General features: G+C 55.1%; 22 protein-coding genes. 5 read left to right on the forward strand and 17 right to left on the reverse strand.

Annotation, left to right across the window (positions count from 1 at the left end; all coding sequences use genetic code 11):
- Window positions 1–24: 24 nt before the first annotated feature.
- The 3 genes from iscS to trmJ form a co-directional block, all read right to left on the reverse strand.
- Window positions 25–1,239, reverse strand: coding sequence for a cysteine desulfurase (iscS, locus tag EDF73_RS04140; protein WP_132726086.1), 1,215 nt, complete (start codon window positions 1,237–1,239; stop codon window positions 25–27).
- A gap of 172 nt (window positions 1,240–1,411) precedes the next feature.
- Window positions 1,412–1,903: a Fe-S cluster assembly transcriptional regulator IscR gene (gene iscR / locus EDF73_RS04145; protein WP_132726089.1), complete on the reverse strand. Its 492-nt coding sequence runs from the start codon at window positions 1,901–1,903 to the stop codon at window positions 1,412–1,414.
- Window positions 1,904–2,161: 258 nt separating this feature from the next.
- Window positions 2,162–2,899, reverse strand: a complete 738-nt coding sequence (gene trmJ, locus EDF73_RS04150) for a tRNA (cytosine(32)/uridine(32)-2'-O)-methyltransferase TrmJ (protein ID WP_132726091.1) — start codon at window positions 2,897–2,899, stop codon at window positions 2,162–2,164.
- Between the two features lie 120 nt (window positions 2,900–3,019).
- Here trmJ and suhB point away from each other — a divergent pair, with 120 nt between their 5' ends.
- Complete coding sequence (gene suhB / locus EDF73_RS04155; protein WP_004866394.1) at window positions 3,020–3,823, forward strand: inositol-1-monophosphatase; 804 nt, start codon at window positions 3,020–3,022, stop codon at window positions 3,821–3,823.
- A 39-nt stretch (window positions 3,824–3,862) separates the two neighbouring features.
- Here suhB and EDF73_RS04160 read toward each other — a convergent pair whose 3' ends face one another.
- Both EDF73_RS04160 and EDF73_RS04165 read right to left on the reverse strand, forming a co-directional pair.
- A complete protein-coding gene (locus EDF73_RS04160) occupies window positions 3,863–4,843 on the reverse strand; it encodes a nickel/cobalt transporter (protein WP_132726094.1) in 981 nt (326 codons plus the stop codon).
- Window positions 4,834–5,472, reverse strand: a complete 639-nt coding sequence (locus tag EDF73_RS04165; protein WP_132726096.1) for a DUF1007 family protein — start codon at window positions 5,470–5,472, stop codon at window positions 4,834–4,836. The genes EDF73_RS04160 and EDF73_RS04165 overlap by 10 nt, the downstream gene beginning before the upstream one ends.
- Window positions 5,473–5,596: 124 nt before the next feature.
- Between EDF73_RS04165 and csiE the strand changes: the two genes are divergently transcribed.
- Window positions 5,597–6,874: a stationary phase inducible protein CsiE gene (gene csiE / locus EDF73_RS04170; RefSeq protein ID WP_132726099.1), complete on the forward strand. Its 1,278-nt coding sequence runs from the start codon at window positions 5,597–5,599 to the stop codon at window positions 6,872–6,874.
- On the opposite strand, the gene EDF73_RS04175 is transcribed toward csiE, so the two are convergent.
- The 7 genes from EDF73_RS04175 to EDF73_RS04205 form a co-directional block, all read right to left on the reverse strand.
- The gene (locus EDF73_RS04175) at window positions 6,871–8,004 is read right to left on the reverse strand and encodes a 3-phenylpropionate MFS transporter (protein WP_132726101.1); all 1,134 of its coding nucleotides are present in this window, start codon (window positions 8,002–8,004) and stop codon (window positions 6,871–6,873) included. The two genes, csiE and EDF73_RS04175, sit on opposite strands and share 4 nt — an antisense overlap.
- A gap of 91 nt (window positions 8,005–8,095) precedes the next feature.
- The gene (locus EDF73_RS04180) at window positions 8,096–8,980 is read right to left on the reverse strand and encodes an aldose 1-epimerase (RefSeq protein WP_132726104.1); all 885 of its coding nucleotides are present in this window, start codon (window positions 8,978–8,980) and stop codon (window positions 8,096–8,098) included.
- A 9-nt stretch (window positions 8,981–8,989) separates the two neighbouring features.
- Window positions 8,990–10,051 (reverse strand): zinc-binding dehydrogenase, encoded by a 1,062-nt coding sequence (locus EDF73_RS04185; RefSeq protein WP_132726106.1) that lies wholly within the window; start codon window positions 10,049–10,051, stop codon window positions 8,990–8,992.
- 27 nt (window positions 10,052–10,078) lie between these two features.
- A complete protein-coding gene (locus EDF73_RS04190; protein WP_132726108.1) occupies window positions 10,079–11,077 on the reverse strand; it encodes an ABC transporter permease in 999 nt (332 codons plus the stop codon).
- 27 nt (window positions 11,078–11,104) lie between these two features.
- Entirely contained in the window at window positions 11,105–12,601 is a 1,497-nt protein-coding gene (locus tag EDF73_RS04195) for a sugar ABC transporter ATP-binding protein (RefSeq protein ID WP_207896584.1), read from the reverse strand.
- A gap of 51 nt (window positions 12,602–12,652) precedes the next feature.
- Window positions 12,653–13,636 carry a substrate-binding domain-containing protein gene (locus EDF73_RS04200; protein ID WP_132726306.1) on the reverse strand — a complete coding sequence of 328 codons (984 nt, stop codon included), beginning with the start codon at window positions 13,634–13,636 and terminating at the stop codon, window positions 12,653–12,655.
- A gap of 141 nt (window positions 13,637–13,777) precedes the next feature.
- The gene (locus EDF73_RS04205) at window positions 13,778–17,059 is read right to left on the reverse strand and encodes a DUF5107 domain-containing protein (protein WP_132726113.1); all 3,282 of its coding nucleotides are present in this window, start codon (window positions 17,057–17,059) and stop codon (window positions 13,778–13,780) included.
- Window positions 17,060–17,175: 116 nt separating this feature from the next.
- Between EDF73_RS04205 and EDF73_RS04210 the strand changes: the two genes are divergently transcribed.
- Entirely contained in the window at window positions 17,176–18,372 is a 1,197-nt protein-coding gene (locus EDF73_RS04210) for an ROK family transcriptional regulator (protein WP_132726116.1), read from the forward strand.
- A 70-nt stretch (window positions 18,373–18,442) separates the two neighbouring features.
- Window positions 18,443–18,865, forward strand: a complete 423-nt coding sequence (locus EDF73_RS04215; protein WP_132726118.1) for a DoxX family protein — start codon at window positions 18,443–18,445, stop codon at window positions 18,863–18,865.
- Window positions 18,866–18,932: 67 nt separating this feature from the next.
- Here the strand turns inward: EDF73_RS04215 and glyA are convergent, their stop codons facing one another.
- A complete protein-coding gene (gene glyA / locus EDF73_RS04220; RefSeq protein ID WP_132726121.1) occupies window positions 18,933–20,186 on the reverse strand; it encodes a serine hydroxymethyltransferase in 1,254 nt (417 codons plus the stop codon).
- A gap of 322 nt (window positions 20,187–20,508) precedes the next feature.
- Between glyA and hmpA the strand changes: the two genes are divergently transcribed.
- Window positions 20,509–21,699, forward strand: a complete 1,191-nt coding sequence (gene hmpA, locus EDF73_RS04225; protein WP_132726123.1) for an NO-inducible flavohemoprotein — start codon at window positions 20,509–20,511, stop codon at window positions 21,697–21,699.
- A 93-nt stretch (window positions 21,700–21,792) separates the two neighbouring features.
- On the opposite strand, the gene glnB is transcribed toward hmpA, so the two are convergent.
- The 4 genes from glnB to EDF73_RS04245 form a co-directional block, all read right to left on the reverse strand.
- Window positions 21,793–22,131: a nitrogen regulatory protein P-II gene (gene glnB / locus EDF73_RS04230; protein ID WP_041146740.1), complete on the reverse strand. Its 339-nt coding sequence runs from the start codon at window positions 22,129–22,131 to the stop codon at window positions 21,793–21,795.
- A 65-nt stretch (window positions 22,132–22,196) separates the two neighbouring features.
- Window positions 22,197–23,534 carry a two-component system response regulator GlrR gene (glrR, locus tag EDF73_RS04235; RefSeq protein WP_132726125.1) on the reverse strand — a complete coding sequence of 446 codons (1,338 nt, stop codon included), beginning with the start codon at window positions 23,532–23,534 and terminating at the stop codon, window positions 22,197–22,199.
- Window positions 23,521–24,225: a two-component system QseEF-associated lipoprotein QseG gene (gene qseG, locus EDF73_RS04240; protein WP_132726128.1), complete on the reverse strand. Its 705-nt coding sequence runs from the start codon at window positions 24,223–24,225 to the stop codon at window positions 23,521–23,523. The genes glrR and qseG overlap by 14 nt, the downstream gene beginning before the upstream one ends.
- 17 nt (window positions 24,226–24,242) lie before the next feature.
- Window positions 24,243–25,679: a HAMP domain-containing sensor histidine kinase gene (locus EDF73_RS04245; RefSeq protein ID WP_132726131.1), complete on the reverse strand. Its 1,437-nt coding sequence runs from the start codon at window positions 25,677–25,679 to the stop codon at window positions 24,243–24,245.
- Window positions 25,680–26,285: the final 606 nt, after the last annotated feature.

Genomic DNA, 26,285 nt, shown 5'->3' on the forward strand with positions numbered 1-26,285 from the left:
TGAATTCTCCTTATACCCTACCGATTAATGATGAGACCATTCGATGCTGTTCAGATCCACGCCCTGTTTGAACATATCCCACAGCGGAGACAGATCGCGCAGACGGCCGATGGATTTACGAACCAGGTCGATGGTGTAGTCAATCTCTTCTTCGGTAGTGAAGCGACCTAAAGAGAAACGGATAGAACTGTGTGCCAGTTCGTCAGTCATGCCCAGTGCGCGAAGCACGTAGGACGGCTCAAGGCTGGCAGAAGTACAAGCGGAACCGGAGGAAACGGCCAGGTCTTTCAGCGCCATAATCAGCGACTCGCCTTCAACATAGTTGAAGCTGACGTTGAGAATGTTCGGCGCGCCCTGCTCCAGGTCACCGTTGAGGTAAACCTCTTCCATATCTTTAACGCCTTCCCACAGACGGTTACGCAGACTGCGCAGACGCGCCATCTCGGTTTCCATCTCTGCTTTCGCGATACGGTAAGCTTCACCCATACCGACGATCTGGTGGACTGGCAGAGTCCCGGAACGCATGCCGCGCTCGTGACCGCCGCCGTGCATCTGCGCTTCAATGCGGATACGCGGTTTACGGCGAACGTACAGCGCGCCAATCCCTTTCGGGCCATAAATTTTGTGACCGGAGAAAGACATCAGGTCAACTTTCAGCTGGCTCAGATCGATAGGCAGTTTGCCCACGCTCTGGGTCGCGTCAACGTGGTAGATGATGCCACGCGCACGGCACAGTTCGCCGATGGTGGCGATATCCTGTACCACGCCAATTTCGTTGTTCACGTGCATGATGGACACCAGGATGGTGTCGTCACGCATCGCCGCTTCCAGCTCTTTGAGGTCGATAATCCCGTTGCGCTGCGGCGCCAGGTAGGTAACTTCGAAGCCTTCACGCTCCAGCTGACGGCAGGTATCCAGAACCGCTTTGTGCTCGGTTTTGCTGGTAATAATGTGCTTGCCTTTTTTCTGATAAAAGTTGGCAGCGCCTTTAATCGCCAGGTTATCGGATTCCGTTGCGCCGGAGGTAAATACGATTTCGCGCGGATCGGCGCCGACCAGCTCGGCAATCTGATTGCGGGCGATATCAACCGCCTCTTCAGCCTGCCAGCCGAAACGGTGTGAACGAGAGGCCGGGTTACCAAAGGTCCCGTCCAGGGTCAGGAACTGCATCATTTTCTCGGCAACACGCGGGTCCACCGGCGTTGTTGCGGAGTAATCGAGGTAAATCGGTAATTTCATTGCTCTTTAACTCCGTACATCACTCAATGCAAGGAACCAGGCAACCGGCTTGATGTACGTCCGGGACACGGGATGTCGTAACATCCCGGCCTGATTCGAAAATCTTTTATAATTTTTACCCTGAACATTTCACCTTGCAGCGAATAAGCCGCAAACGGAAACAGAACGAGTACTACGCACGCAGTTTGACGTCGATAGCGTCCTGGGTACGGGTATTGCGCTGGGATTCATGGCTATGCTGACGGCCTGAAACATCAAGGACTTCCTGGTTATTGACCAGTTCACCGAGGGTGATGTTATTCAGGAAGCCGGTCAGACGCTCGCTCAGGTCGCGCCATAGCGCGTGGGTCAGACACTTATCGCCGCCCTGGCATCCGCCTTTACCCTGACAGCGGGTGGCGTCAACCGATTCGTCTACCGCGCTGATCACTTCGCCTACGGCGATACTGCCAGCTTCTTTACCTAACAAATAACCGCCGCCTGGGCCACGCACGCTGGATACCAGACCGTTTTTACGCAGACGGGAAAACAGCTGTTCCAGATAGGACAGCGAGATCCCCTGACGTTCAGAAATATCAGCCAACGGAACCGGGCCCGATTCAGAGTTGAGCGCGACGTCCAGCATCGCGGTCACAGCATAACGCCCTTTAGATGTCAGTCTCATGTCTTACTTAACCTCAAACTCGCCCCTGCCCGGGCTTTTTATTAATATGGGGTATTGCATAGCAGGGCCAAGTCTGACATTCCCGAGTAATTTGGTCAACTATTTACTTGACTGTTTTAGTCAGGTATTTAACCATCTGTGCCCTATCGCATTATCGCGCCGCAAGTCCCGCTCTGCGGGGCTTTGCCGCCCTCTGTCCGTTCACCGCTCGCGGCGGCGGAAATCCAAAAGGCGGCGAAACAGCGCCAGGAAGGAACCTTAGTCTTTGTTTTTCTGCGGCTGTTCAATCGACGCCAGCATGCCGCGCAGGATATTGAGCTCCTGGCTTTCCGGGCGCGCGCGGGTAAACAGGCGGCGCAGTTTATTCATCACCTGCCCGGGATGGTTGGCACGGATAAAGCCGGTAGCGAGCAGGGTTTGCTCAAGGTGGCCGTAAAAGCGCTCTAAGTCATCCACCAGCGGATACGGCGTCTCTTCGTGCTCCACCGCCGCTTCGTTCTGCTCCTGCGTCGCCAGCCAGGCCATACGCACTTCGTAGGCGATAACCTGCACCGCCATCGCCAGGTTCAGCGAGCTGTATTCCGGGTTGGCGGCGATAGCGACATGGTAGTGGCATTTCTGCAGTTCATCGTTGGTCAGCCCGACGCGTTCGCGGCCAAACACCAGCGCCACCGGCGCATGCTGCCCTTCCGCCACGCTCTTCAGGCCGCACTCGCGCGGGTCAAGCATCGGCCACGGTAGCGTACGCGAACGCGCACTGGTCCCCACCACCAGACTGCAACCAGCCAGCGCCTCGTCGAGGGTATCGACGATCTGCGCGTTGCCGATCACATCGCTGGCGCCCGCTGCCAGCGCGATAGCCTGCGAATCAGGTTTGACTAACGGATTCACCAGCCACAGGTTGGTTAACCCCATGGTTTTCATGGCCCGGGCAACGGAACCCATATTTCCAGTATGTGATGTTTCTACCAGTACGATTCGAATATTTTGTAGCATTATGGTTCTTCGGCTAAAGATTATTCGCGCATGCTATCATAAAACGGAGACATAAGCAGATTTCGCTGTTACTATGTGCGCCGTTTTTTCCCGTTCTTTAACATCCAGTGAGAGAGACCGATGCATCCGATGCTGAACATCGCCGTGCGCGCAGCGCGCAAGGCGGGTAATTTAATTGCCAAGCACTACGAAACCCCAGACTCCGTAGAAACGAGCCAGAAAGGCAGCAATGACTTTGTGACCAACGTCGATAAAGCAGCTGAAGCGCTGATTATCGAAACCATTCGCAAATCTTACCCGCAGCACACCATCATCACCGAAGAAAGCGGTGAACACGCAGGTGAAGATCAGGATGTTCAATGGGTTATCGATCCACTGGATGGCACTACCAACTTTGTTAAACGCCTGCCACACTTCTCCGTATCCATCGCCGTACGCATCAAAGGCCGTACCGAAGTGGCTGTGGTTTACGACCCAATGCGTAACGAACTGTTCACCGCGACCCGCGGCCAGGGCGCGCAGCTGAACGGCTATCGTCTGCGCGGCAGCAACGCTCGCGATCTGGATGGCACCATTCTGGCGACCGGCTTCCCGTTCAAAGCAAAACAGCACGCGACGGCATACATGAATATTCTCGGTAAGCTGTTTACCGAGTGCGCTGATTTCCGCCGCACCGGTTCTGCCGCTCTGGATCTGGCTTACGTGGCCGCTGGCCGCGTTGATGGTTATTTTGAAATCGCGCTGAAACCGTGGGATTTCGCAGCAGGTGAACTGATTGCTCGTGAAGCGGGCGCGCTGGTCTGCGACTTCACCGGCGGCCATAACTACATGCACACCGGCAACATCGTTGCAGGTAACCCGCGCGTCGTGAAAGCCATGCTGGCGAATATGCGCGACGAACTGAGCGAAGCGCTGAAGCGTTAATCTCTCCTCTCGCCCCGGTTCACGGGGCGAGATATCTTCTCAAAACGGCCGTAATCCCCTGCCGACCGGCACCGCGCTGCTCCACATCACCGCCGCCGCAGCGACTAAAATCAGCCCCCCCGCCAGCGCCAGCGTCGCCCAGCCAACCTGTTGCCATAACGGCGGCGTCTTATTGCCGCTGAGCTTAACCGCCAGCTGCCGAAAACCGTGCACCAGCAGCGCCAGCCCGCAGATTGTCAACGAGGTGCCCGCCGCCATCGCCAGCGCCGCCGCCATTCCCCAGTTGAAGACGCCGATCACTTTACTGAACAGCAGGACCATGAGCGCCCCGGAACAGGGCCGCATCCCCATAGAAAGGACGATGACCAGCCGCGCGCGCCAGTCATCGTCGCCCTGTAGCTGCTCCGGCGCGGGCATATGCTGATGCCCGCAGCCGCAATGAGCATGATGGACGTGGTGCGGAGTAAAGGCGATGAACGTCGGGCGTCGTAACGCCGTCCGCAGTTTTTTCAGCGCCCGCCAGCACAGAAGCAAGCCCAGCGCCCCCACCAGCAGATAGCTCCCCTTCTCCAGCCAGAAGCTGCTGAGATGCAGCTCCCGGGCGGGCAGCTGCAGGAGGGACAGCACCACCACCACCAGCGCAATCGCTACCAGCCCCTGCAGAAGCGAGGCCGCCAGCGTCAGGGCGATGCTTGATTTAAGCTTTGTCGGATGCGTCGCCAGCCAGGTGGTAATCACCACTTTGCCATGCCCCGGCCCCAGCGCGTGCAGCACCCCATAGACAAAACTGAAGGCCAGCAGCGAAAATCCGGCCGCCGTCGGGTTTTCCGCAACCGTTTTCAGCAGATGGCTCAGCTCAAGATTCAGATCCCGCTGCCAGACGGCACTTTGCAGCATCACCCGAGGCCAGGCCTGCCATAGCCACCATCCTGCCGCTATCGCCAGCAGTAAAAAAAGCGCCAGCGGCCACAGCTGACGCAGACGCGAAACGCGTGTGGCGGGAGAGAAAATTACTGACATGTCAGCGTTACCTTCTGCGCAAAATAGGTTCCCAGTTCCATATCCTCCGGCGGCGCGTCGGCTTTATCGAGAGACTGGGCAAAAGCGGCCATTTTTTCATTCGGCTCCGGCGTGACCACCTTGACCTTACATCCCGCCTGCAGCCCGGCGGGCAGCGAGAAATCGCCCGCTTTGTCATAGTGCATATCGACGTAATAGGTCGGGTCAAATGTCGATAACGTCAGCGTTTGTCCGGCCAGCGGCTGAGGCTTTGCCAGCGGCAGGGTAAACGTCAGCACCGCCTGGTGCCCCTCGCGTTCGAGGCCATAGCCAGCGGGCCGGTTGTCAAACTTCACCCGCTGACCGTTATGCCAAAGCTCGCTGAAGTAATGCTGGCCAAGCACGTTGGCCATCACTTCCGCCGCCAGCTTTTTCCACACCTCATCGCCGGGCTGTGCATTCCCCGCATCGTAGAGCAGATCCGCGGAGGTGATCTCATCCATAGTCCAGCGCATTTTAAAACCGGTGAGCAGTCCGTTATCCGCCACCGCTTGCGTTTTCAGGCTGATGAAGCTATGCGGGTGCGCTAGCACGCTAAATGATAAAACCATGAAAAATGCCGCACTGGTGCATTGTTTCACTCTCTTCATCCGTTCCTCACGTGAAAAATTCTGTGAACTTAGCCTGCAATCCTGACGTAAAGGGGGCGAACGGCCCTGATCTCCACGCATCCATTGGCTATTCTTAGCGAAAACCCTAACTGGAACTTACCAGATGATGACCGTCATTGAACCACCATCTGCGCTTTCCAGTCCACAGCGCCGTAGCCAGGTTCTCCTGATGTTTTATCTGCCCGGGCAGCCCGTTACGCCCGAGCGGCTGAGCCACATCAACCTTGTTGATGAAGCAACGGCCCGGCAAGATATCGCGGAGACGGGACGCGAAATCCAGCGTTACCACCGATTGACGCTCTCGTCGCAGGTGGACGGCAGCTATCGGATTGAAGGTGCCGTGATCGATCAACGCCTGTGCCTGCTGCACGGCCTGCGGCGAGCGCTGCGCTTATGCCCGCATTTTATTCATCACCATTTTACGCCCGCATTAAAAACGCAGCTTAAACTGCAGGGCATCGCGCGGACGTTGTATGACGATACAAATCTGCAGGCGCTGGTCAACCGCTGCGCGCGGATGCTCAACCGGCAATTTGACTGTCGGGACATTCATTTCCTGCGCCTGTATCTGCAATACTGCCTGTTGCAGCACCACCTCGGGCTGACGCCGGACTTCACCGCGGAACAACAGCGCTGGGCGCAACAAGCGGCGGAGTTCACTCTTGCTCAGGAGATTGTGCGCCACTGGCAACGCCGGGTCTCATCGCCGCCGCACGCCGGCGAGCAGCTGTTTCTGACGCTGCTGTTTATGCTGCTGAAAACCCCGGATCCTATTCGCGATGGCCACCACCAGGACCGACGGCTGCATCTGGCTATCGCCCGCCTGATTCATCGCTTCCAGGATCTGGCCGGTCGCCCGTTCAGCGACGATCGGGGGCTCAGCGATCAGCTCTATATCCATCTGTCACAGGCGCTCAATCGTAGCGTTTTTGCCATCGGTATCGATAACGCGCTATCGGAAGAGATAAGCCGTCTCTATCCGCGCCTGATGCGCACCACCCAGGCGGCGCTGGGCGAGTTTGAAGCGGCCTATGGGATCCGGTTTAATCAGGAGGAGGTGGGACTGATTGCGGTGATTTTCGGCGCCTGGCTGATGCAGAAAACCGATCTGCATGAAAAACAGGTGGTGTTGCTTACCCACGATAATCCCGACCTTGAACAGGCCCTTGAGCTGCAGCTACGCGAGCTGACCCTCCTGCCGCTGAATATTAAATACCAGAGCGTACATGCCTTTCAGAGGGAAGGCGCCCCGAAAGGGGTGGCGCTGGTGGTCACGCCCTATGCCACCGCATTGCCGCTGTTTTCGCCGCCGCTGTTTCATGCTGAAGAGGCGTTCAGCGATCATCAACGGCAGCATATTTGTAAAATGCTTGAGGATTAGGCGACCGCTTTCGGCCGCAGCACCAGCGCCGGGAGCGCCACCAGCGCCATCACCCAAAATACGCCCTGATGGAGGTGCTGGTAGAGGAAACCGGCAAAGACCGTCATCACCGCAATACTGCCGCCCATCGCCACGGCGGAATAGACCGCCTGCAGACGAATCACCTCGCTCCCCTGACGGGCTGAAATATAGCGCATCGCCGCCAGGTGGCAGACCGTGAAGGTCCCGCAGTGCAGAATCTGCGCGACGATAAGCCACGGCAGCGCCGTGGTCGCGCCCATCAGCGTCCAGCGAATCAGACCACACACCGCAGAAAGCAGCAGCAGATCGCGGGCGCTAAAGCGGCTAAACACTTTTTTACTCAACGCAAAGATAGCCACTTCCGCCACCACGCCCAGCGACCACAGGTAGCCCACCGCAGAGGCGGAGTAGCCGGCTTCCTGCCAGTAAATGGCGCTGAAGCCGTAGTAGGCGGCGTGCGCGCCCTGCAACAAGCAGACGCAGGCGAGAAAGCGCCAGCTTTGGCGCACCAGCCGCAGCCACGCCGCAAGCCCGGCGCCTTCATGATGGCGGGATTCGCCCTGCGGCATCACCGACGGCTTCAGCAACATGCCCAGCAGCATGGAGGCAACCCCCAGACTGAGCATCAGCAGAATCGCCCGATAATCAAACAGGCTGACCAGCTTGCCGGTGAGCGCCGAGCCGATAACAAACGCCACCGATCCCCACAGACGTACGCGCCCGTAGTCCATGGTGATCTGTTTTTGCCAGGTATTCGCCAGCGCATCGGTCAGCGGCACCAGAGGGGAGAAAAAGAGGTTGAAGCCGACGATCACGACGGTCAGCCAGGCGACGTGGTTACCGGCCCAGAAGGCCAGAGCAAACAGCAGCACCAGCAGCGCCAGAATCCGCAAGGCGGAAATCAGCCGGGCGGGATCGCTCACCCGCGGGGCGATCAACAGGCTGCCGAGAAAACGGGCCACCAGCCCGGCGCCCAGCAGCATGCCGATGGTTTCCGGCGTTAAGCCGGTACCTGCCAGCCACACGCTCCAGAAAGGTAGAAAAATTCCGTAGCTAAAAAAGTAGGTGAAGTAACTCAGCGCCAGCCAGCGCGTGGATTGCAAGACCATGATTCCCTCCCGAATGGAATCGCTAGTCTGGCGATAAAGCGCGAAGGCCGCAAGGTGAAGTTATACCTGCCCGTTTCCGGGCAGGTCAGACTCAAGGAACGTAGACCTGCAATGTCATTTGTTGACGCATACTTTCTCCGGTAGAGAGCAGAGTTAGCTGACCAAACTCAGAACGGTGGTGATCGTCCGGCGCATGGCTCATCGGCTCAATACAGAAAAAATCAAATGCATAGCCCCGATCAAATTCGGGATCAGAAACGAAAATAAAGTAGCAGGGAGCTGGTGGCTCAGTGGTCAATGACAACCGATATCCGAGCTCCGGCTGGTCAATCGTCGCTCTTCCGTCCCAGCCGGAGAAGGCGTTATTCACCCAGCGTTGCGGCAGCGGCGAAGGATGATTAAAGTCGAGCTCAGGCGGTATCTGAGACTGAAACTCTCCGGCCAGCCATTGCTCTCTTTCCAGCCAGTAGCCGTTCGCATCGGCCTGCAATTTCGTTTGCGGCGTTAATGGAAAATAGGGATGCCAGCCCAGACCAAACGGCAGTGTGGCCTCGCTTTCATTCGTCACCACCAGTTCCACCATCAGCGCGTTGCCCGTTAAAGTAAAATGCTGCTGCGCGGTATAGTGGTATACCCCCTGTCGATGAACATATTCTAATGTGAGCTGCGTCGGCGACTGTGCCAATCCATGCCAGACATTCAACCAACCGTCGCCATGGAGATAATGGTCATCCCATGCAACGTTAGGATGAAGCTGATATTCCCCTGCCGCTGAAGAGAAACGATTACCGCTGACGCGATTGCCGAACGGAACTAACGGAAAGCAGGAAGACTCCACCGCGACACCGCTTTGTAAGCCGGTGCGTAACAGCGGAAGCGCCAGCCCTTCATGCTGCCACCACAGGCCTTCAATGACGCCACCGCAATCCGCAACCTTCAACTGCAGTTCACCATTGTTCAAGGTATAAAGCGCCATTCTACCTCCTTAATCGGGAAAATTAATCACCACTTTGCCGCATTTCCCACTCGCCATTAGTGCGTACGCCTCTCCCGCCTGCTCCAGCGAAAAACGATGGGTGATGGCGCTATGCGGCCATAACTTCCAGTCGGCGAGGTCGCGCGCGCACTTTTCCATGTGATACAAACTGGTGACCCAGGAGCCAATGATACGCCGCTGGTGGTGCATCAAATCGGCGCTCACTTCAAACTCAACTTTCCCGGTTTCACCAATGTAAACCACTCGCCCCCAGTCGGCTGAGGACTGAAGCGCCAGCAAGCGGCCCACAGCATTGCCGGAGCAATCCAGCGCGACGTCAGCGCCGCCGTGGGTCAACCCGGCAATTAACGCCGGTAAGTTTTCGGTGGTTGCCAGAAAGCCGTGATCCATGACACCAAGCTGTTTTGCTGTGGCCAGACGATCCGGTAGCATATCGACACCGATTACACGCTTCGCGCCCCGCCCTTTCGCCAGCATCATCGCCATCATGCCGACGGGCCCCAGCCCCACGACCAACACGTTATCACTGCCGGAAACCTCCCCGCGCAAAATTCCCTCATATGCGGTTCCCACACCACAGCTGATAAAGGCGCCATCTTCATAGCTCAGCGCGTCCGGCAGGTGAATCAGATCTTTCTCTTCCGCCAGCAGATACTCCGCATGCCCGCCGTCACGCTGCCAGCCATAGGCTGCTTTACCCTCTCCGGTACAAGAGATTGGGAATCCACGACGGCAATTGGCGCAAAAACCGCAGCCTGAAATATGGTATACAAGTACCCGATCGCCAGCTTTAAAATGCCGGCAGCCGGCCCCCGTCGCCACGATTTGCCCACAGGGCTCATGACCATTGATAAATCCCTGGTATAGCGGTTTATCTGGCGCAGCAGCAGTCGCGCGGTGCTGATGATAGATATAATGCACATCGCTGCCGCAAATACCTGAAGACTTCATTTTTATTAAAACCTGGTTAATCCCCGGAGTGGGTATCGCCACTTCTCTGAGCTCAACGCTCGAATTTCCTGGTAAATATGCAGCCAACATCGTTTTCATAATTCCCTCTGGATTCAGTAATGAAGATTAATTTTTAATTTTACTGTTACGCTGAGTCAGTAATATATTCGCTAATACGGCCACCACGATAATTACTCCGCGAACGACCTGCTGGAAAAACGAGTTAATTCCCAGCAATACCAGGCCATTGCCAATCAGCGTAATCACCAGTACGCCTAATAGCGTGCCAAATAAAGAACCACGGCCTCCAGAAAGCGCTGTTCCGCCAACCACCACTGCTGCGATGACATCAAACTCCAGACCATTGGCTGCTCCGGCATTGCCCGATCCGAGGCGCGCGGCGAGAAGGATGCCGGTAATCGCCGCCAGTAATCCGGATAGGGTAAAAATCAAAATACGAACTCGCTTAACGTTAATACCGCAAAGCTGGGCCGCAGTCGCATTGCCGCCGATAGCAAAAACGGAGCGACCAAATGCGGTCTTACGACTGATAAAGACAAAGATCAGAAACAGTAGCAACATGATCAATGCGGAGATCGGGATACCCATAAATTGACCGCCCAGCCAGTCCAGGACGTCATTTTCATCGATCGGCACCGGCAGGGCATTCGTCATGAATAACCCCATTCCTCGCAATGCACTCCACAGACCTAAGGTTGCGACAAAGCTTGGGACATTAAATATGCCGCGCAAAACCCCGGCGAGAGTCCCGAGGACCGCGCCAAGCCCTAAAACCAGCAGGCAGGCAACGGCAAGCGGTACCTGAAACTGTAGCAGGAATGCCAGGCAGACAGAGATAAACGCCACCATTGGCCCAACGCTGACATCAATTTCGCCAGAAATAATAATAAGCGTCATTGCCCATGCGGCAATACCAATGGTCGCGGCATCGCGCAGCACATTCATTTGATTATTTAACGAGATAAAACCGGGAGCATTAAAAGAAAAGACCAGATATAAAATAGCGATGACCACCAGCAGGCCAATGACATTAATATGGCGACTGATGAACTGTTTAACTGCAATATTTTTGCCTTGCGGCAGCGTTATGGATAAGGCAGACATCGGTTAATTCCTCAGTAAACGTTCTGGCTAATGTGTGGATAAAATCGCCGACATTAACTCATCGACGTTAACCGGTGCGAAAAACTCACGGGTAAATGTGCCATTTTGCAGCAGTAATATACGGTCACACACTAAGGGCAATTCCTCGACCTCACTGGAAATAAATATCACGCTTTTTCCTTCAGCAGCCAGTTCCCGTACAATACGGTAAATCTGCTGTTTGGCCTCGATATCCACTCCACGTGTCGGTTCATCAAGTAACAAAATGTCGCTTCCGGCATAAACCCAACGGCCAATAACGACCTTTTGCTGATTGCCACCGGATAATGTCCCGACCGGAGTCTGCGTGCTCGCCGCCTTCACCGTCATACGTTCCATGACCGAAGCGGTCATCTGCTGGATGCGCTGCCAGTTCAATATTCCGCGTCGACTGACATTATGCCGGTTAGTCATCACCGTATTTTCATCAACGCCCAGAAGAGGAATAATACCCGCTTCTTTGCGATTTTCCGGCGTATAGCCAATGCCGCCTTTCAGCATATTGCTATATTCAGGGCGGGTGATACGCCTGTCATTTAGCGTAATATCACCGTCAACAAACGTCTCCAGCCCGACAATCGCCTTAAGTAATTCGCTCCGTCCCGATCCTAATAACCCAGCGATCCCCAGCACTTCACCACGATGCAAAGTAAAACTAATGTCTTCTAACTTCGGCGGATGTCTGAGCCGTTCAACATGCAGAACGGGAATCGTTAACGGCATTGCAGGCGTCACCTGAGGTAAATCAATATGCTCACGGCCCAACATCAACGACACGATTTCCCGGGTTGTCGTGCTGTTCAGCTCGACATCGCCCGCGATCTGACCATCACGCATGATCGTGGCGCATGAGGCTATGCGCCGGATCTCTTCCATTCGATGGCTAACGTAAATAACCGCGACGCCTAGCGCAGAGATCCTTTTAACCGCGCTGATGACCAGGTCCACTTCAGTGCTGGCGAGCGAGCTGGTAGGTTCATCCAGGATGACGACCCGCGGCTCGCCCGCCATCACCCGGGCAATTTCAACCAGCTGCTTTTGCGCCGGACTCAGCGTATCAACCACGGCATCAGACGGAATATCAACGCCCAGCATTTCCAGGGCTACCTCGGCTTGTTTGCGCATTTGCGCCCGATCAATCATGCCGCCACAACGCGGCCATTGACCCAGGCAAAGATTCTCCGCAACCGTCAATCCTTCAACCAAACTCAGTTCCTGATATACCGCCCTGACGCCTAGCTCCGCCGCCCGACGGGTAAGCGTCGCTTCATTGCCCTCCAGTCGGGTATCCCCTAGCCACACCTCGCCGCTATCAGGACTTTCGCTACCGGTTAACATCCTGATTAAGGTCGATTTTCCAGCCCCATTTTTACCAAGTAGCGCCCGAACTTCACCCTGGGACAGGGTGAAATTGACATTATCCAGCGCCACGACGCCGGGGTAACGTTTATTTCCCCCGGTGATTCTCGCCACCGGCACCCGCATTTTTTCTGCTACCGTCATACAATCGCTACCTCAAGTCGTCGAGCGTGGGCATTAAGGTAAACCGTCAACATGTGCCGCCAACCACTGCTTTCCGTCTTCTGCTTTCATGTAGGAATCGATATCAACCGGAATAATTTTGTTAGCCGGTGGCTGTTTATTAATGACATTAATTGTTTGGGTAAAAACGGCATTGCCCATTTTCTTGCCAGAAATATCCACAACGCCTTTCAGGACCTGATGATTTTCCAGCTCCTGGGCAATTTCAGTCGTCATATCGGCACCAAAAACGGCAATTTTCCCAGCCTGATTTTGGTTGCGTACCGCTTTGACTGCCCCTAACGTCGCCCCGCCGGATTCCCCCATAATGGCGTCCAGACCTGATGATGAGATAATGAGTTTTTCACCGACTGAAATCGCTTTATCCAGAATGGTACCTTCCTGATTCGCCACGATCTGCATCCCCGGCAGACGAGCCTTCAACGCCTGTTCAAAACCTTTTCTCCGCTGCACGCATACTTCGAACGCTTCACAGTTGATCACCGCGATTCTCGGCGCATTGATATTGTTGGCAATAAAGTAATCTGCCGCGATATCGCCCAACTTTTTGCCAAATGCAAGCGGGTCGCCCACCAGATAAGCGGCGACATATTTATCCACCCCTTTCTGATTAATACAGGTGTTGTAGCAAATCACCGGAATGCTCGCCTCACTGGCGCGACGAATAGCGCGACTGCTGCCGTTTTCAGAAACGGCGGATAAAATGATAGCGTCGACGTTGCGCGCTACCAGCGTATCGATAAACGAGCTCTCTTTGGAAATGTCCCCTTGAGCGTTGGTTTCAATCAGTTGGATCCTGGACTGCGATGCTTTGGCCGCATCCTGAACCCCCTGACGTACGCCGGCATAATAGCCTTGAGTATCAAGGTAAATCGCCCCGACGGTGAGCGCTTTCTCTGCGCTATAGCCTGGGAATGAAAAACTTAATAACGTTAACAATAACCAGGATACGAGGGAGAAGATTTTACTTTTACACATGTGAGCCTCCTGTAGGGTCAGGCATTTATTGTTGTTTAGGTTCAGCGACAACCAAGGCTCGACGCTGACAAATTTCACATATTCTAAACATCTCGCTTCGAGCGGCGGGTCAGGCCGCTCAAAAATTACAGTTAACGCTCTTTAGTTAATCAGGTGCAGAACAAAGGGCATAACCTGACGGAATAACGCCGCCTTAGCCCATGCCGGATTTAACAAATCCAGCCTGGCTATCGCTTGTTCATATCCCGCGCCGTCGCCTAGACCAGCCGCCGCCAGAGCCCGAATAAAAAGACACTTCTCCTGATGCTGCTGCTGGATATTCGCGTACAGCGAGAGGAGATCGGGCTGTGAGACGGCGAAGAAATCCGCCTCAATCTGCGCTATTTCCATATGCTGAGACCAGTTCAGCATTTCGCTAAAAATCCGTTCACTGGCCTGGACATCGCCAAGCATGCGTAACGCGACACCTTGCCAGAAGAGATAATCCACGGGCTGATCGTTGTAGTAACTGTGCACATTGATAGACCGATCGCCCATTGCGGCCTTGCGGAAATAGTCCGTCGCCTGCGCCATTTCGCCTTGCTGTCGGGCGCAGATGCCGAGCCAGAACCAGATATCGTTATCCGTCTGTCCAGGCAAACGACCTTCACTCAGATTTTCCGGGTAATGCAGGGCGGATAGAAGCAGCGTCGTGGCTTCTCCTGGTCGTTGTTGACCGATCAACTGCCAGGCGCGAAGCAGATGGTTGATGATAAACTGACTGGTGATTTTGCCTTCTCCCCCTTCCCAGGGATGAAACTTACGCTGGGACAGGATCTCTGCCGCCTGCTCGGTTTTTCCTGCCAGATGCCAAAGATGCAGCAGTTCCGCCGTCAAATCATCTCGCTTGAGCGCACATGCGAGACGGCTTTCCAGGCGGGAAAGCCGTTTTTCCGCCTGTTCACCGACCAGCTTATCCAGCAAATCTCGTTCAAACAGCAGGCGGGCATCTTCAGGCTGCAAGGCACAAGCCTTATCCAGATATTGTGCGGCGAGGCGCGAGTCGCCTTGTTTATTCCACGCATGAATCGCCAGCCCACGCCAGGCGTCCGCAAAGTCAGGGGCCATTTCGACGCACCGCTGCCACAACGCGGTCGCTTTTGCATAATCGCGGCGGTTGTAATGGAAGCAGGCAAGCAGATGGCGGGCAAAATAGCACTCCGCTACGCTTTCCAGGGCCGTGACCTCAACGAACGTATTGGGAAAACGAACAAAACTGGGGAATGCGTCGCGAGCCCGACTCAACAACGCGGCACGCTCATCGCCGTCGCTCAGACTGGCCTGTAAATAGAGCGGCAGCGTTTTCTGACAACCGAGATGGGTCAACACGCTTTTTGCACGTGCATCCATCCCCCAACTTAACAACAGTCCGGCCGTCAGGAGTGCGTTAATATCCCGCGACTGGCAGAGTGTCTTCCAACGTTCAAAATCGGCTTCAGCCCCGGTAATTTCCGCCTTCAGCCACCACAGCGTAGGATTGAGCGGATATGAGTTAAGCAACGAATCACTCTGTTGCAGCGCCGCAGCACGGCGCCCAAGCAGAAGCAGCAGGCATGTTTCGAGACAGAGCACATCCTGGTTGGTTGGGCAGGCCCTCAGACTCTGCTGGCAAAAATCCAGCGCCTCATCGTAGCGGCCTTTTCTCGCCGCCAGACGAGCAAGACCGTAGAATCCCCCCGCTTTACTATTACCACTCCATACCGAGCGCCAAAAATCCTCCTGCGCCTCATGCCACTGCCGCATCTGCTCTCTGGCGCTGGCGCGGATCATGCTGGCCTGTCCACATTGCGGATTTTTATTCAAACGGTGCGCACGTGATAGCGCCCGGGTTGCGTAATCAACCGCCTTTGGGTAGTTCGCCCGGTTGTATTCCAGCATTGCCAGCGCGAGGTTACAGCGATAATCCTCAGGATCCAGCGCAACGCCACGCAGGTAATAGTCAAAAGGGGAACGACTGGCATGGTGATACTGTTCCAGGTGCTGCCCGATAAACCATGCCTCATCGACGCTTAAAATCTCGTCAGCGCTTAACGGCGCACTCGCCACCTCCGGCAGCGGCATCTCCTGCGGCTGATGCTCCTGATAATGCAAAACCCGGTTTCCATCGCTATCCAGCAGCTCGATTGTCAGACGTGAAGAATCGACCACCGTCAGCGTTCCTTGGGCGACGGCGCACGGCGTCAGTTCAACCGCTTCATCAAGCAGCGGCTGCGGATTCCCCTCTTCACAGATAGTCAAACGGTGCGCGCGAAGAGGCGCAATGGCATAAACTCCCCAGTCGATCTTCCCATCGTTGCGCTCAAGCTTAATAACCGCATCACGCGAGGCATTTTGTACCATCCCTAAGGAGTGGTAAGGCAGGAAATACTGTTCGAATCGTTTCTCTTCAAACGGATCGAGCCAGGTAAAATCTGGTTGGTTATCGGCATAAATACCGGTCATCAGCTCAATATAGGGCCCATTTTTATCGGTGAGATTTTTATCCCACGCCTGACCAAATTCGCTGTAGCCCCAGCTCCACTGTTTTTTACCCGGTGCAATATGGTGATCGGCAACGTGCAGCAGGCCACCGTTTTCATCATGACTCCAGGCGCCGACAAAATCGTATTCTGACTTCTCCGCCATATAAGAAGTGGGAACCGGCACATTTTTATAACGTGATATATCGACGCCGGTAGAGTAGTCCACCTTGTAATAGGTTCCGGTTGCGATCGGAAAAGCCGAGACGGCCCGTTTGCCATGATCAAATACGGCGGTGACGTCCGGTGGAAATACGCTTTGATGTCCTTCGCCGCCCTTCACTGCCGGATTCGCCCACCATAAAAAGTGGCGCGGCGTCGCATTACTGTTGTAGACCCGGCTGCCAATCTCCAGCGCGGCGCGTTCAGGGCGAAGCGTAAAGCCGGTCATCACCTGTAGTCCGTGCATCGGCTCCGTTTCGCCAACCCAAACGGTTTTCGAGCCATCATCATTTTCTACTAGCGAGAAATCCACCGGCATATAGGTGGTCGGGCGGTGATGTTGCGGCCAGTTAAACTCAATCCCGCCGGAGATCCACGGGCCAAGCAGGCCAACCAGTGCCGGTTTGATCACCTCATTGTGATAAACAAAATCGCGCTGTCTGGTTTTATCCCATGCCCGATGTACGCGCCCGCCGAGCTGCGGCAGGATCATAATCTTGAGATAGTCATTTTCAAGCCACACCGCCTGCCAGGCCTTCAGCGTCTTCTCCTCACCAAGCGTATCCGTTACGCCGTAGGGGTACACCGAGCCAGAGGAACCCTGATAAACCCGATTCTCAAGAAACATTGGATGAATATCCTGAGCGCCGGTTTCATAAGTTGGAATATGGACTGTTTCCTGCCACACGTTTACTGAACTCATAATGCCCTCAAAGTTAACAAGACATACTGATTTGAAATTATGTGGGCAGTTTAATAGACAATATCAGGTAGTTTATGCACAATAATCACGCAATATAGTTAACAAGGTTTACTTTTATGAAAGCCTGCATTAACAACCAGCAAATACGCCATTACAATAAAGGCGTGCTCCTTGAATATCTGTACCGCCAAAAACGGGCGAGCAAATCCACGCTTGCCCGGCTGGCACAAATTTCGATTCCTGCAGTCAGCAATATTCTTCAGGAGCTGGAAGCAGAAGGCAGAGTAATTAACGTTCAGGACGAACACCTGACCCGCGGCCACAGTAGCGGATCGTGGCTTATTGCCCCCGAGGGCGACTGGACGCTCTGCATGAATATCACGCCAACCAGTATCGAGTGTCAGCTAGGCAATGCCTGCCTGAGTCCCAAGGGAGATCTTGAATACCACGCCATCGACGCCCCCTCTCCCAAAGCATTACTTTCCGCTATTGAAAAATACTGGCACCAGTTCCGTAAAAATTGGCCCAATCGCAAAATCAATCTGGCGCTGGCAGTACATGGCCAGGTCGATGCGGGAACTGGCGTATCGCAGACCATGCCGCAAGCGCCGTGGAAACAGCCGGTGGAAATGAAGTACCTGCTGGAGGAGAAACTCAACGTCAGGGTCATGGTCGACAATGACTGCGTCATGCTTGCTCTGGCGGAAAAATGGCAGAATGACGGACATCAACAAGATTTTTGCGTTATCAATGTCGATTACGGGATTGGTTCATCGTTTGTCATCAACGATCAGGTCTGGCGCGGTAGCCTCTACGGTAGCGGACAAATAGGACACACCATTATTAATCCCGATGGGATTGCCTGCGACTGCGGACGCTACGGCTGCCTCGAAACGGTGGCGTCACTGAGCGCATTAAAAAAACAGGCCAGAATTTGGCTCAAAGTGCAGCCGGACATCGCCGGTAATCCTGAAGAACTCACCACACAGGGGCTGATAGAAAAATGGCGTCAGGGAGACTTGCGTCTACAAAACTGGGTAGAAGATTCCGCAAATGCCATTGGCCTGAGCCTCTATAATTTCCTTAACATACTCAATATTAACCAGATTTTACTATATGGCCGCAGTTGTGCTTTTGGTGAGACATGGTTAAATACCATTATCAGACAAACGGGGTTTAACCCTTTCGATCACCATGACACACCGCGTACCAGAGCCACGCAGATTGGCTTTGGACAATTGAGCCGTCAGCAACAGCTGCTGGGCATTGGTTATCTGTATGTTGAAGAGCAACTGCAGACACTGAGTGGATAGCGGCAGGGACGTGGCGAAGAGCAAAAATGTGTATTACGTTTAAATCACTCATCTTCACAACGGATTGATTATGAACACGCTACGCTATTTTGACTTTGGCTCCTCCCGCCCGGTTCTGCTGTTGATCGCCCGTATTGCCGTGGTACTGCTGTTTATTCTGTTTGGGTACCCCAAACTGCTGGGCTTTAGCGGCACGGTACAGTACATGGCCTCCTCCGGCGCACCGCTTCCGACACTCTCGGCCATTATTGCTGTTCTGATGGAGGTTCCGGCGGCTATCCTGATTATTCTCGGCTTTTTCACCCGCCCGCTGGCGGTGATTTTTATCTTTTACACGATTGGTACCGCGATCATCGGCCACCATTACTGGGACATGACCGGCGATGCGGTGATGCCGAATATGATTAACTTCTACAAAAATATCAGTATTGCCGGGGCGTTCCTGCTGCTGGCGATAACCGGGCCGGGATCGATTTCCCTCGACCGCCGCTAAACGCAGAACCCTGGACGTAAAAAAGGCCGCATTTGCGGCCTTTTTCTTTACGCTGTGTAGCGATGCGTCAGGCATAAACCGGGAAACGTGCGCAGATATCCAGCACTTTACCCTTCACGCGTTCGATAACCGCTTCATCGTTAATGCTGTCCAGCACGTCACACATCCAGCCAGCCAGCTCTTTCACTTCGGCTTCTTTGAAACCGCGACGGGTGACCGCAGGGGTACCGATACGCACGCCGGAAGTCACAAACGGGCTCTTCGGATCGTTCGGCACGCTGTTTTTATTCACAGTGATGTTTGCTCGGCCCAGCGCCGCGTCAGCTTCTTTACCGGTCAGGTTCTTATCAACCAGATCCAGCAGGAACAGGTGGTTGTCAGTCCCGCCGGAAACCACGTTGTAACCACGGTTCAGGAATACTTCCACCATCGCTTTGGCGTTTTTCGCAACCTGCTGCTGGTAGGTTTTGAACGCCGGCTCCATCGCTTCTTTCAGCGCCACGGCTTTACCCGCGATAACGTGCATCAGCGGGCCGCCCTGGGCGCCAGGGAAGACGGCAGAGTTCAGTTTTTTGTACAGCTCTTCGCTACCGCCTTTCGCCAGGATCAGGCCGCCGCGCGGACCCGCCAGGGTTTTATGAGTCGTGGTGGTCACAACGTGAGCATGCGGAACCGGGTTCGGATACACGCCAGCGGCGATCAGGCCGGCAACGTGAGCCATATCAACGAACAGGTAAGCGCCGATGCTGTCAGCGATTTCACGCATTTTCGCCCAGTCAACCACGCCAGAGTATGCGGAGAAGCCGCCGATGATCATCTTCGGCTTGTGCTCTTTTGCCTGTTTTTCCAGGTCAGCGTAATCGATATGGCCGGTCTCATCGATACCGTAAGGCACGATGTTATACAGTTTACCGGAGAAGTTAACCGGAGAACCGTGAGTCAGGTGGCCACCGTGCGCCAGGTTCATCCCCAGCACGGTATCGCCCGGCTCCAGCAGCGTGGTGTAGACCGCGAAGTTAGCCTGGGAGCCTGAGTGCGGCTGGACGTTGGCGTAGTCAGCGCCAAACAGCGCTTTTGCACGGTCGATAGCCAGTTGCTCAACGACATCAACGTATTCGCAACCGCCGTAGTAGCGCTTGCCCGGATAACCTTCGGCGTATTTGTTGGTCAGCTGAGAACCCTGTGCCTGCATAACGCGCGGACTGGTGTAATTCTCGGAGGCGATCAGTTCGATGTGCTCTTCCTGACGTACTTTTTCCTGCTCCATAGCCTGCCACAGTTCGGCATCATAATCGGCAATGTTCATTTCACGCTTTAACATCCGCATCTCCTGCTCAGCTAACAATAGATTACAGCTCTAAAAGGGGGCCTTTTTGGGCGACGGCCCACAGTATAACTGAATCGTTGTGTGATAACAGGTCTTGACAAAGGATTTTACGCAAACGATTGGCTCCGCATGACACAAGGCTTTGAGCAATAACGCATCAGCGATTATCAACGGATTTCTTTTCAGGTTTGTGATGCAAATTATTCATGTTGTTACCGTCTGCGGGAAAAGCGTTAAAGAACCATTTACAGTGCAGGGTTATTTTTATAAGATGCATATAAAATACATCATTAAGATAATGCTAAAGGAAGCTGCTATGCTCGACGCTCAAACCATCGCTACGGTCAAAGCCACTATTCCCCTGCTTGTTGAAACCGGTCCGAAGCTGACTGCCCATTTTTACGATCGCATGTTTACGCATAACCCGGAGCTCAAAGAGATCTTCAACATGAGTAACCAGCGTAACGGCGACCAGCGCGAAGCGCTGTTTAACGCCATTGCCGCCTACGCCAGCAATATCGAGAATCTGCCGGCCCTGCTGCCGGCGGTGGAGAAAATCGCCCAGAAGCACACCAGCTTCCAGATCCAGCCGGAACAGTACAACATCGTCGGCGGCCATCTGCTGGCGACCCTCGACGAAATGTTCAGCCCGGGCCAGGAAGTCCTCGACGCATGGGGCAAAGCCTACGGCGTGCTGGCGAACGTCTTTATCAACCGTGAGTCTGAGATCTACCGCGATAACGCCAGCAAGACCGGCGGCTGGGAAGGTACCCGCGCGTTCCGTATCGTCCGGAAAACTCCGCGCAGCGCGCTGATTACCAGTTTCGACATGGAGCCGGTAGACGGCCAAGCGGTGGCGGATTACCAGCCGGGCCAGTATCTGGCTATCTGGCTGAAGCCGGAAGGATTTGAGTATCAGGAGATTCGTCAGTATTCACTGACCCGTAAGCCGGACGGCAAAGGTTATCGCATCGCGGTGAAACGCGAAAACGGCGGCCAGGTGTCCAGCTGGCTGCACAATACATCGCGTGAAGGCGATATTGTGTATCTGGCGGCGCCGGCGGGTGATTTCTTCCTCGCGGTCGAGCCAGAAACGCCGGTTACGCTGCTTTCCGGCGGCGTTGGCCAGACGCCGATGCTGGCAATGCTGGACACGCTGGCAAAAGCGCAGCATCCGGCCCAGGTAAACTGGTTCCACGCGGCGGAGAATGGCGATGTTCACGCCTTTGCCGATGAAGTCGCCACGCTCGGCGCCAGCCTGCCGAAATTTGCTTCCCACGTCTGGTATCGCACGCCGACGGCAGCAGACCGCCAGGCAGAACGGTTCAATAGCGAAGGTCTGATGGATTTATCGGCGCTGGCCGACACGCTGCGTGACCCGCAGATGCGGTTTTATCTCTGCGGCCCGGTGGCCTTTATGCAACATGCGGCGCAACAGCTGGTGGCGCAGGGCATCAGCACCGACCATATCCATTACGAATGCTTCGGCCCGCATAAGGTGCTGTGATGAAATAACCCGGATGCGACGCATCATATCGTCATCCGGGCGAATCCCCGGCCGCACGACGCTGGCCGGAGAACGGGGCGTTGACGCTGCGGCTTAAATCGCCTCGTCGTCCTCTTCACCGGTGCGGATACGAATAACGCGCGCCACGTCGAAGACGAAGATTTTACCATCACCGATTTTGCCGGTCTGCGCCGTACGGATAATGGTATCGACGCAGGTATCGACGATATCGTCAGTCACTACAATTTCGATTTTCACTTTCGGCAGAAAATCCACCATGTATTCCGCGCCGCGGTACAGCTCGGTATGGCCTTTCTGACGGCCAAAGCCCTTCACTTCCGTTACCGTCATCCCGGTGATGCCGACTTCCGCCAGCGCTTCACGCACGTCATCCAGTTTGAAAGGTTTAATAATCGCATCAATCTTTTTCATGGTGTTCCTGTCTTTGTCGCGTAACCGGTTGCTTACCGTATCATAACTTGCGTCATGCTGCGGAGCTACTCTTTAAAGTCGTTGGCGTCGAGCTCATGGCGCGACAGCAACTTATAGAATTCAGTCCGGTTGCGCCCGGCCATCCGCGCCGCATGCGTCACATTACCTTTGGTAATTTGCAGTAGCTTGCGCAGATAGTTGAGCTCAAACTGATTACGCGCTTCGACGAAGGTCGGCAGCGCGGTATTTTCCCCTTCCAGCGCCTGTTCAACCAGCGCATCGCTGATCACCGGCGAGGAGGTCAGCGCCACGCACTGCTCAATCACGTTCACCAGCTGGCGCACGTTCCCGGGCCATTTGGCGGCCATCAGCCGTTTCAGCGCATCGGTTGAAAACGCCCGGACAAACGGCTTATGCCGATCGGCGGACTGGCGCAGCAGGTGGTTAGCCAGCAGCGGAATATCCTCAGCCCGCTCGGTCAACGGCGGGATCTTCAGGTTCACCACGTTGAGGCGGTAGAACAGATCTTCACGAAACTCGCCGCGGGCCATCGCTTTCGGCAGATCGCGATGGGTTGCCGAGATAATGCGGACATCGATATCGATATCACGGTTACTGCCCAACGGACGGACCTTACGCTCCTGCAAAACCCGCAGCAGTTTCACCTGCAACGCCAGCGGCATATCGCCGATCTCGTCAAGGAACAGCGTCCCTCCCTCAGCAGCCTGGAACAACCCCTCCCGATTACTGACCGCACCGGTAAACGCCCCGCGGGCATGGCCAAAGAGTTCGGACTCCAGCAGTTGCTCCGGCAGCGCGCCACAGTTGATGGCGATAAAAGGTTTGTCATGGCGGGGGCTGGCGTTGTGAATCGCCTGGGCGACGATCTCTTTGCCGGTACCGCTCTGGCCGTTGATCAGCACGCTGACATCCGACTGCGCCACCATCCCGGCCTGTTCCAGCAGGCGCTGCATCAGCGGACTGCGGGTCACAATCGCCTGCCGCCAGCGCTCATCGGTCGTCGGCGCGCTATGTTCCAGCGCATCATCAATGGCTTTATACAGCGCGTCTTTGTCCACCGGTTTGGTCAGAAAGCTAAACACCCCCTGCTGGGTGGCGGCGACCGCATCAGGAATGGAGCCGTGAGCGGTCAGAATGATCACCGGCATTCCCGGCTGCACCTTCTGGATTTCGCTGAACAGCTGCAGGCCGTCCATTTCATCCATCCGTAAATCGCTGACTACCAGATCAACTTTATCACGCCCAAGGAGACGCAGCGCCTCCGGGCCGCTTTCAGCGGTGACGACGCTATAGCCTTCGCTGGTCAGACGCATACCCAGCAGTTTTAACAGGCCGGGATCGTCATCCACCAGCAGCAGATGCGCAGATTTACGGATCGTCATGAATCACCTCTGGAACTTTATCGCCGCCGTGACCGCCATCGCTATTAAAATTGCCCCCCGGTTTACGGCTGGAAAGCTGGCGTTCAATATCGGTCAGGTTTTCCAGCTTGCGGGTCGTCAGCTCCAGCTGGCTGCGCAGTTGCTCTTCCTGCTGGCGCAACGTTTCGCGTTCGACGTCGCTGGACTGCTGTAACTTCGCATAGCGGGAACGTTCCTCCACCAGCTGAAGCTGGCGGTTTTGACCTTCACGCCACAGCTGATACAGCGGGCGGACCTGCACGGCGATTTGCGGGCTGAAGGAATCCAGGCGTGAAACCAGATCGCGGCGCTCGTCCGGGGTAATCCTGGCGTCTGCCAGCAAAATGCCGCGTTTAAACGCATCCTGCCAGCTGTCGCCGCCGTGCAGTTTGGCCTCCGCGCGCGCCTGCACCGGCGCCAGACGATCCGCGCAATCAATCCCGCGCAGCCAGTACAGCGGATTTTTATCGCTGGCTTCACTTTCCAGCGACCAGATATCGCTACAGTCGACGGAGAGAAAATCCGCAACCTGATGCTGCGGCAGTTCAGGTTGTGCTTTGTCATTTGCGCTGTGCGGCGAAAAAGCGGCGGAACAGCCCGCCAGCGCCAGACACGACATACCGGACAACAGCCATCCTTTGAAAGCACGAACCACTACGAAAAAGTGGGACATATTCACCCATTATTGATTCATGTGTTGGTTTTTCCCGGCTCAGCGGCGGGTAGCGTGATGCGGAAACAGATAAACCCGGGCTCATCATCTTCCAGGCTTAATTCTCCCTGCATTTGTCGAACGCAGTCCCGGGCAATACTTAGACCCAGGCCGCTTCCTTTTACTGCCCCTTTACGCTGATGGCTTCCCTGATAAAAAGGCTCAAAAATCATCTTTTTTTCCGCAGGCGGTATTGGCTCGCCGCGGTTAATCACCTCGATGCGGACCTGCTCGCCGTGCCGGTAGCTATGAATACGAATGTTACCGGATTCAGCCCCATAGTGCACCGCATTGGAATAGAGATTATCCATCACGCTGATCAATAGCGCCGGTTCCGCCAGGCAGCTGCCTTCGGCCAGCTGAATATCGGTATGCATCATTTTAGCGCGTGCGGGCAAACTGTGAGCCGCCACCACGTTTTCGACCAGTTCAGCGATATCGACCGTCTCACGAGGAACCGGGCCATCCGCCTGCTTGCGGTTATAATCGAGCAGTTGCTCAATCAGTTTTTGTAGATTGCGGCTACTGCTATCGAGAATCTCGACAATCTCCCGCTGCCCGGCGGTTAACGGTCCGGCGACGCAATCGGCCAGCAGCTCCGTACCTTCGCGCATACTGGCGAGCGGTGTTTTAAGCTCGTGGGAAAGATGGCGCAAAAACTGATGGCGCTGCGATTCCAGCCAGGCCAGGCGTTCGCTGAGCCAGATAATACGCTCGCCGACCGAGCGAAGTTCACGCGGGCCGGTGAACAGCGCCGCGTTATCCAGCGACTTCCCTTCCCCCAGCCGGTTAATCATCTTCTCGATCCCCTTTACCGGGCCGATAATCATCCGGGTGAATAGCAGCACCAGCGCCAGACTGAGCAAAAACAGCACCAGCGCCTGCCAGCCGAAGAACTGCCCGCGCTCGGCAATTTCCTGCTGCAGCTGCTGTCCGCGGGAATAGACTACCGTGCGGGTGGCCTGCACCATCTCGCTGTTCGCGGCGGCAAAAGCTTCAAGGCTGGCCCCCGATGTCGCATCAGGACTGCTGTTTTGACAGCGGATCTGCGCTAAATCGCTCAGTTCCTGCCTCAGCGCCTGCCAGATTTTTTCGTCCGGCAGCACCCCGGCATGGGCTTCCAGCATTTCGCTGTAGCGTTTGCGCTGATTCTGGTAAACCTTCGCCAGCGTCGGATCGTCCAGCACGCAGTACTGCCGGTAGCTTCGCTCCATTTCCAGCGAGGCGTTAACCATCGCCTCGCTGCGTCGGGCGTCGACCAGCGTCGTGCGATTGATATGCGCGGCCTGGGCGCTGAGCGCATTCAGGCTCTGCCAGGCTTGCCAGGCCAGCACCAGCAGCGGTAGCAGAATCAGTACAAAGGATAATGTGACCAGCTGGCGCAGCGAACGGGGAAAAAGAGAGATACGCTTCAAGGATAGGGTCCCAATCATTAGCTTAATGACGATGCTAACTGAGGACGCCGCAGAGTAACAGAGACAATCAGCCGATCTGCCGCGCGAAGACGACAAATCTCACGGATAAAACAAAGCCAGGCAAAAAGCCTGGCTTTGTTCTGGAATAAGGCGGTGCCTAACTCGACGTTTCGCCCGATGGCTGATAAAGCAGAGCTATTATCAGGAGTTGGACGGCAGGCACCTTGTTGTGCGTCATTCGAAGTTTATGTAGCGCGTCCCGAAGGGGCTGACATAAGAAGGTGAATGAGCCACTGGCTATTATTATGCATGAACTATGCCACATCACAAAACATTTTATTAACACAATGAAATATAATGATTTTATAGCATTAGTCTTCATTATCCGGCATGGTTGCTTTTCACCCACACTGTCGCTCTTTAGCAACACATAAATGCCCGATCCACAGCTCTATTTAAAATCAATGAATTAAGTGTCTCCATCTGGCGACACCCTTCTCCTGGGTTTGTCGGCGAATCCCGACACCTTCAGGCGACCGCCGTCACAAACAAAAAAGCCCCCTGCCGGAGCAGAAGGCTTAATGGTGCTGGGTAACGCGCAGAAGA

The sequence above is a fragment of the Klebsiella sp. BIGb0138 genome (genome assembly GCF_004342285.1).
GTDB lineage: Bacteria > Pseudomonadota > Gammaproteobacteria > Enterobacterales > Enterobacteriaceae > Klebsiella.

What these genes read in the sequence shown, in the direction of transcription:
- EDF73_RS04215 (WP_132726118.1), top strand. Translation starts at nt 18,443, where the DNA reads ATGAACACGCTACGCTATTTTGACTTTGGCTCCTCCCGCCCGGTTCTG.
- glyA (WP_132726121.1), bottom strand. Translation starts at nt 20,186, where the DNA reads ATGTTAAAGCGTGAAATGAACATTGCCGATTATGATGCCGAACTGTGG.
- EDF73_RS04185 (WP_132726106.1), bottom strand. Translation starts at nt 10,051, where the DNA reads ATGAAAACGATGTTGGCTGCATATTTACCAGGAAATTCGAGCGTTGAG.
- EDF73_RS04190 (WP_132726108.1), bottom strand. Translation starts at nt 11,077, where the DNA reads ATGTCTGCCTTATCCATAACGCTGCCGCAAGGCAAAAATATTGCAGTT.
- csiE (WP_132726099.1), top strand. Translation starts at nt 5,597, where the DNA reads ATGATGACCGTCATTGAACCACCATCTGCGCTTTCCAGTCCACAGCGC.
- EDF73_RS04205 (WP_132726113.1), bottom strand. Translation starts at nt 17,059, where the DNA reads ATGAGTTCAGTAAACGTGTGGCAGGAAACAGTCCATATTCCAACTTAT.
- iscR (WP_132726089.1), bottom strand. Translation starts at nt 1,903, where the DNA reads ATGAGACTGACATCTAAAGGGCGTTATGCTGTGACCGCGATGCTGGAC.
- glrR (WP_132726125.1), bottom strand. Translation starts at nt 23,534, where the DNA reads ATGACGATCCGTAAATCTGCGCATCTGCTGCTGGTGGATGACGATCCC.
- hmpA (WP_132726123.1), top strand. Translation starts at nt 20,509, where the DNA reads ATGCTCGACGCTCAAACCATCGCTACGGTCAAAGCCACTATTCCCCTG.
- qseG (WP_132726128.1), bottom strand. Translation starts at nt 24,225, where the DNA reads ATGTCCCACTTTTTCGTAGTGGTTCGTGCTTTCAAAGGATGGCTGTTG.
- EDF73_RS04195 (WP_207896584.1), bottom strand. Translation starts at nt 12,601, where the DNA reads ATGCGGGTGCCGGTGGCGAGAATCACCGGGGGAAATAAACGTTACCCC.
- EDF73_RS04165 (WP_132726096.1), bottom strand. Translation starts at nt 5,472, where the DNA reads ATGAAGAGAGTGAAACAATGCACCAGTGCGGCATTTTTCATGGTTTTA.
- iscS (WP_132726086.1), bottom strand. Translation starts at nt 1,239, where the DNA reads ATGAAATTACCGATTTACCTCGATTACTCCGCAACAACGCCGGTGGAC.
- EDF73_RS04160 (WP_132726094.1), bottom strand. Translation starts at nt 4,843, where the DNA reads ATGTCAGTAATTTTCTCTCCCGCCACACGCGTTTCGCGTCTGCGTCAG.
- suhB (WP_004866394.1), top strand. Translation starts at nt 3,020, where the DNA reads ATGCATCCGATGCTGAACATCGCCGTGCGCGCAGCGCGCAAGGCGGGT.
- EDF73_RS04175 (WP_132726101.1), bottom strand. Translation starts at nt 8,004, where the DNA reads ATGGTCTTGCAATCCACGCGCTGGCTGGCGCTGAGTTACTTCACCTAC.
- trmJ (WP_132726091.1), bottom strand. Translation starts at nt 2,899, where the DNA reads ATGCTACAAAATATTCGAATCGTACTGGTAGAAACATCACATACTGGA.
- EDF73_RS04180 (WP_132726104.1), bottom strand. Translation starts at nt 8,980, where the DNA reads ATGGCGCTTTATACCTTGAACAATGGTGAACTGCAGTTGAAGGTTGCG.
- EDF73_RS04200 (WP_132726306.1), bottom strand. Translation starts at nt 13,636, where the DNA reads ATGTGTAAAAGTAAAATCTTCTCCCTCGTATCCTGGTTATTGTTAACG.
- glnB (WP_041146740.1), bottom strand. Translation starts at nt 22,131, where the DNA reads ATGAAAAAGATTGATGCGATTATTAAACCTTTCAAACTGGATGACGTG.
- EDF73_RS04210 (WP_132726116.1), top strand. Translation starts at nt 17,176, where the DNA reads ATGAAAGCCTGCATTAACAACCAGCAAATACGCCATTACAATAAAGGC.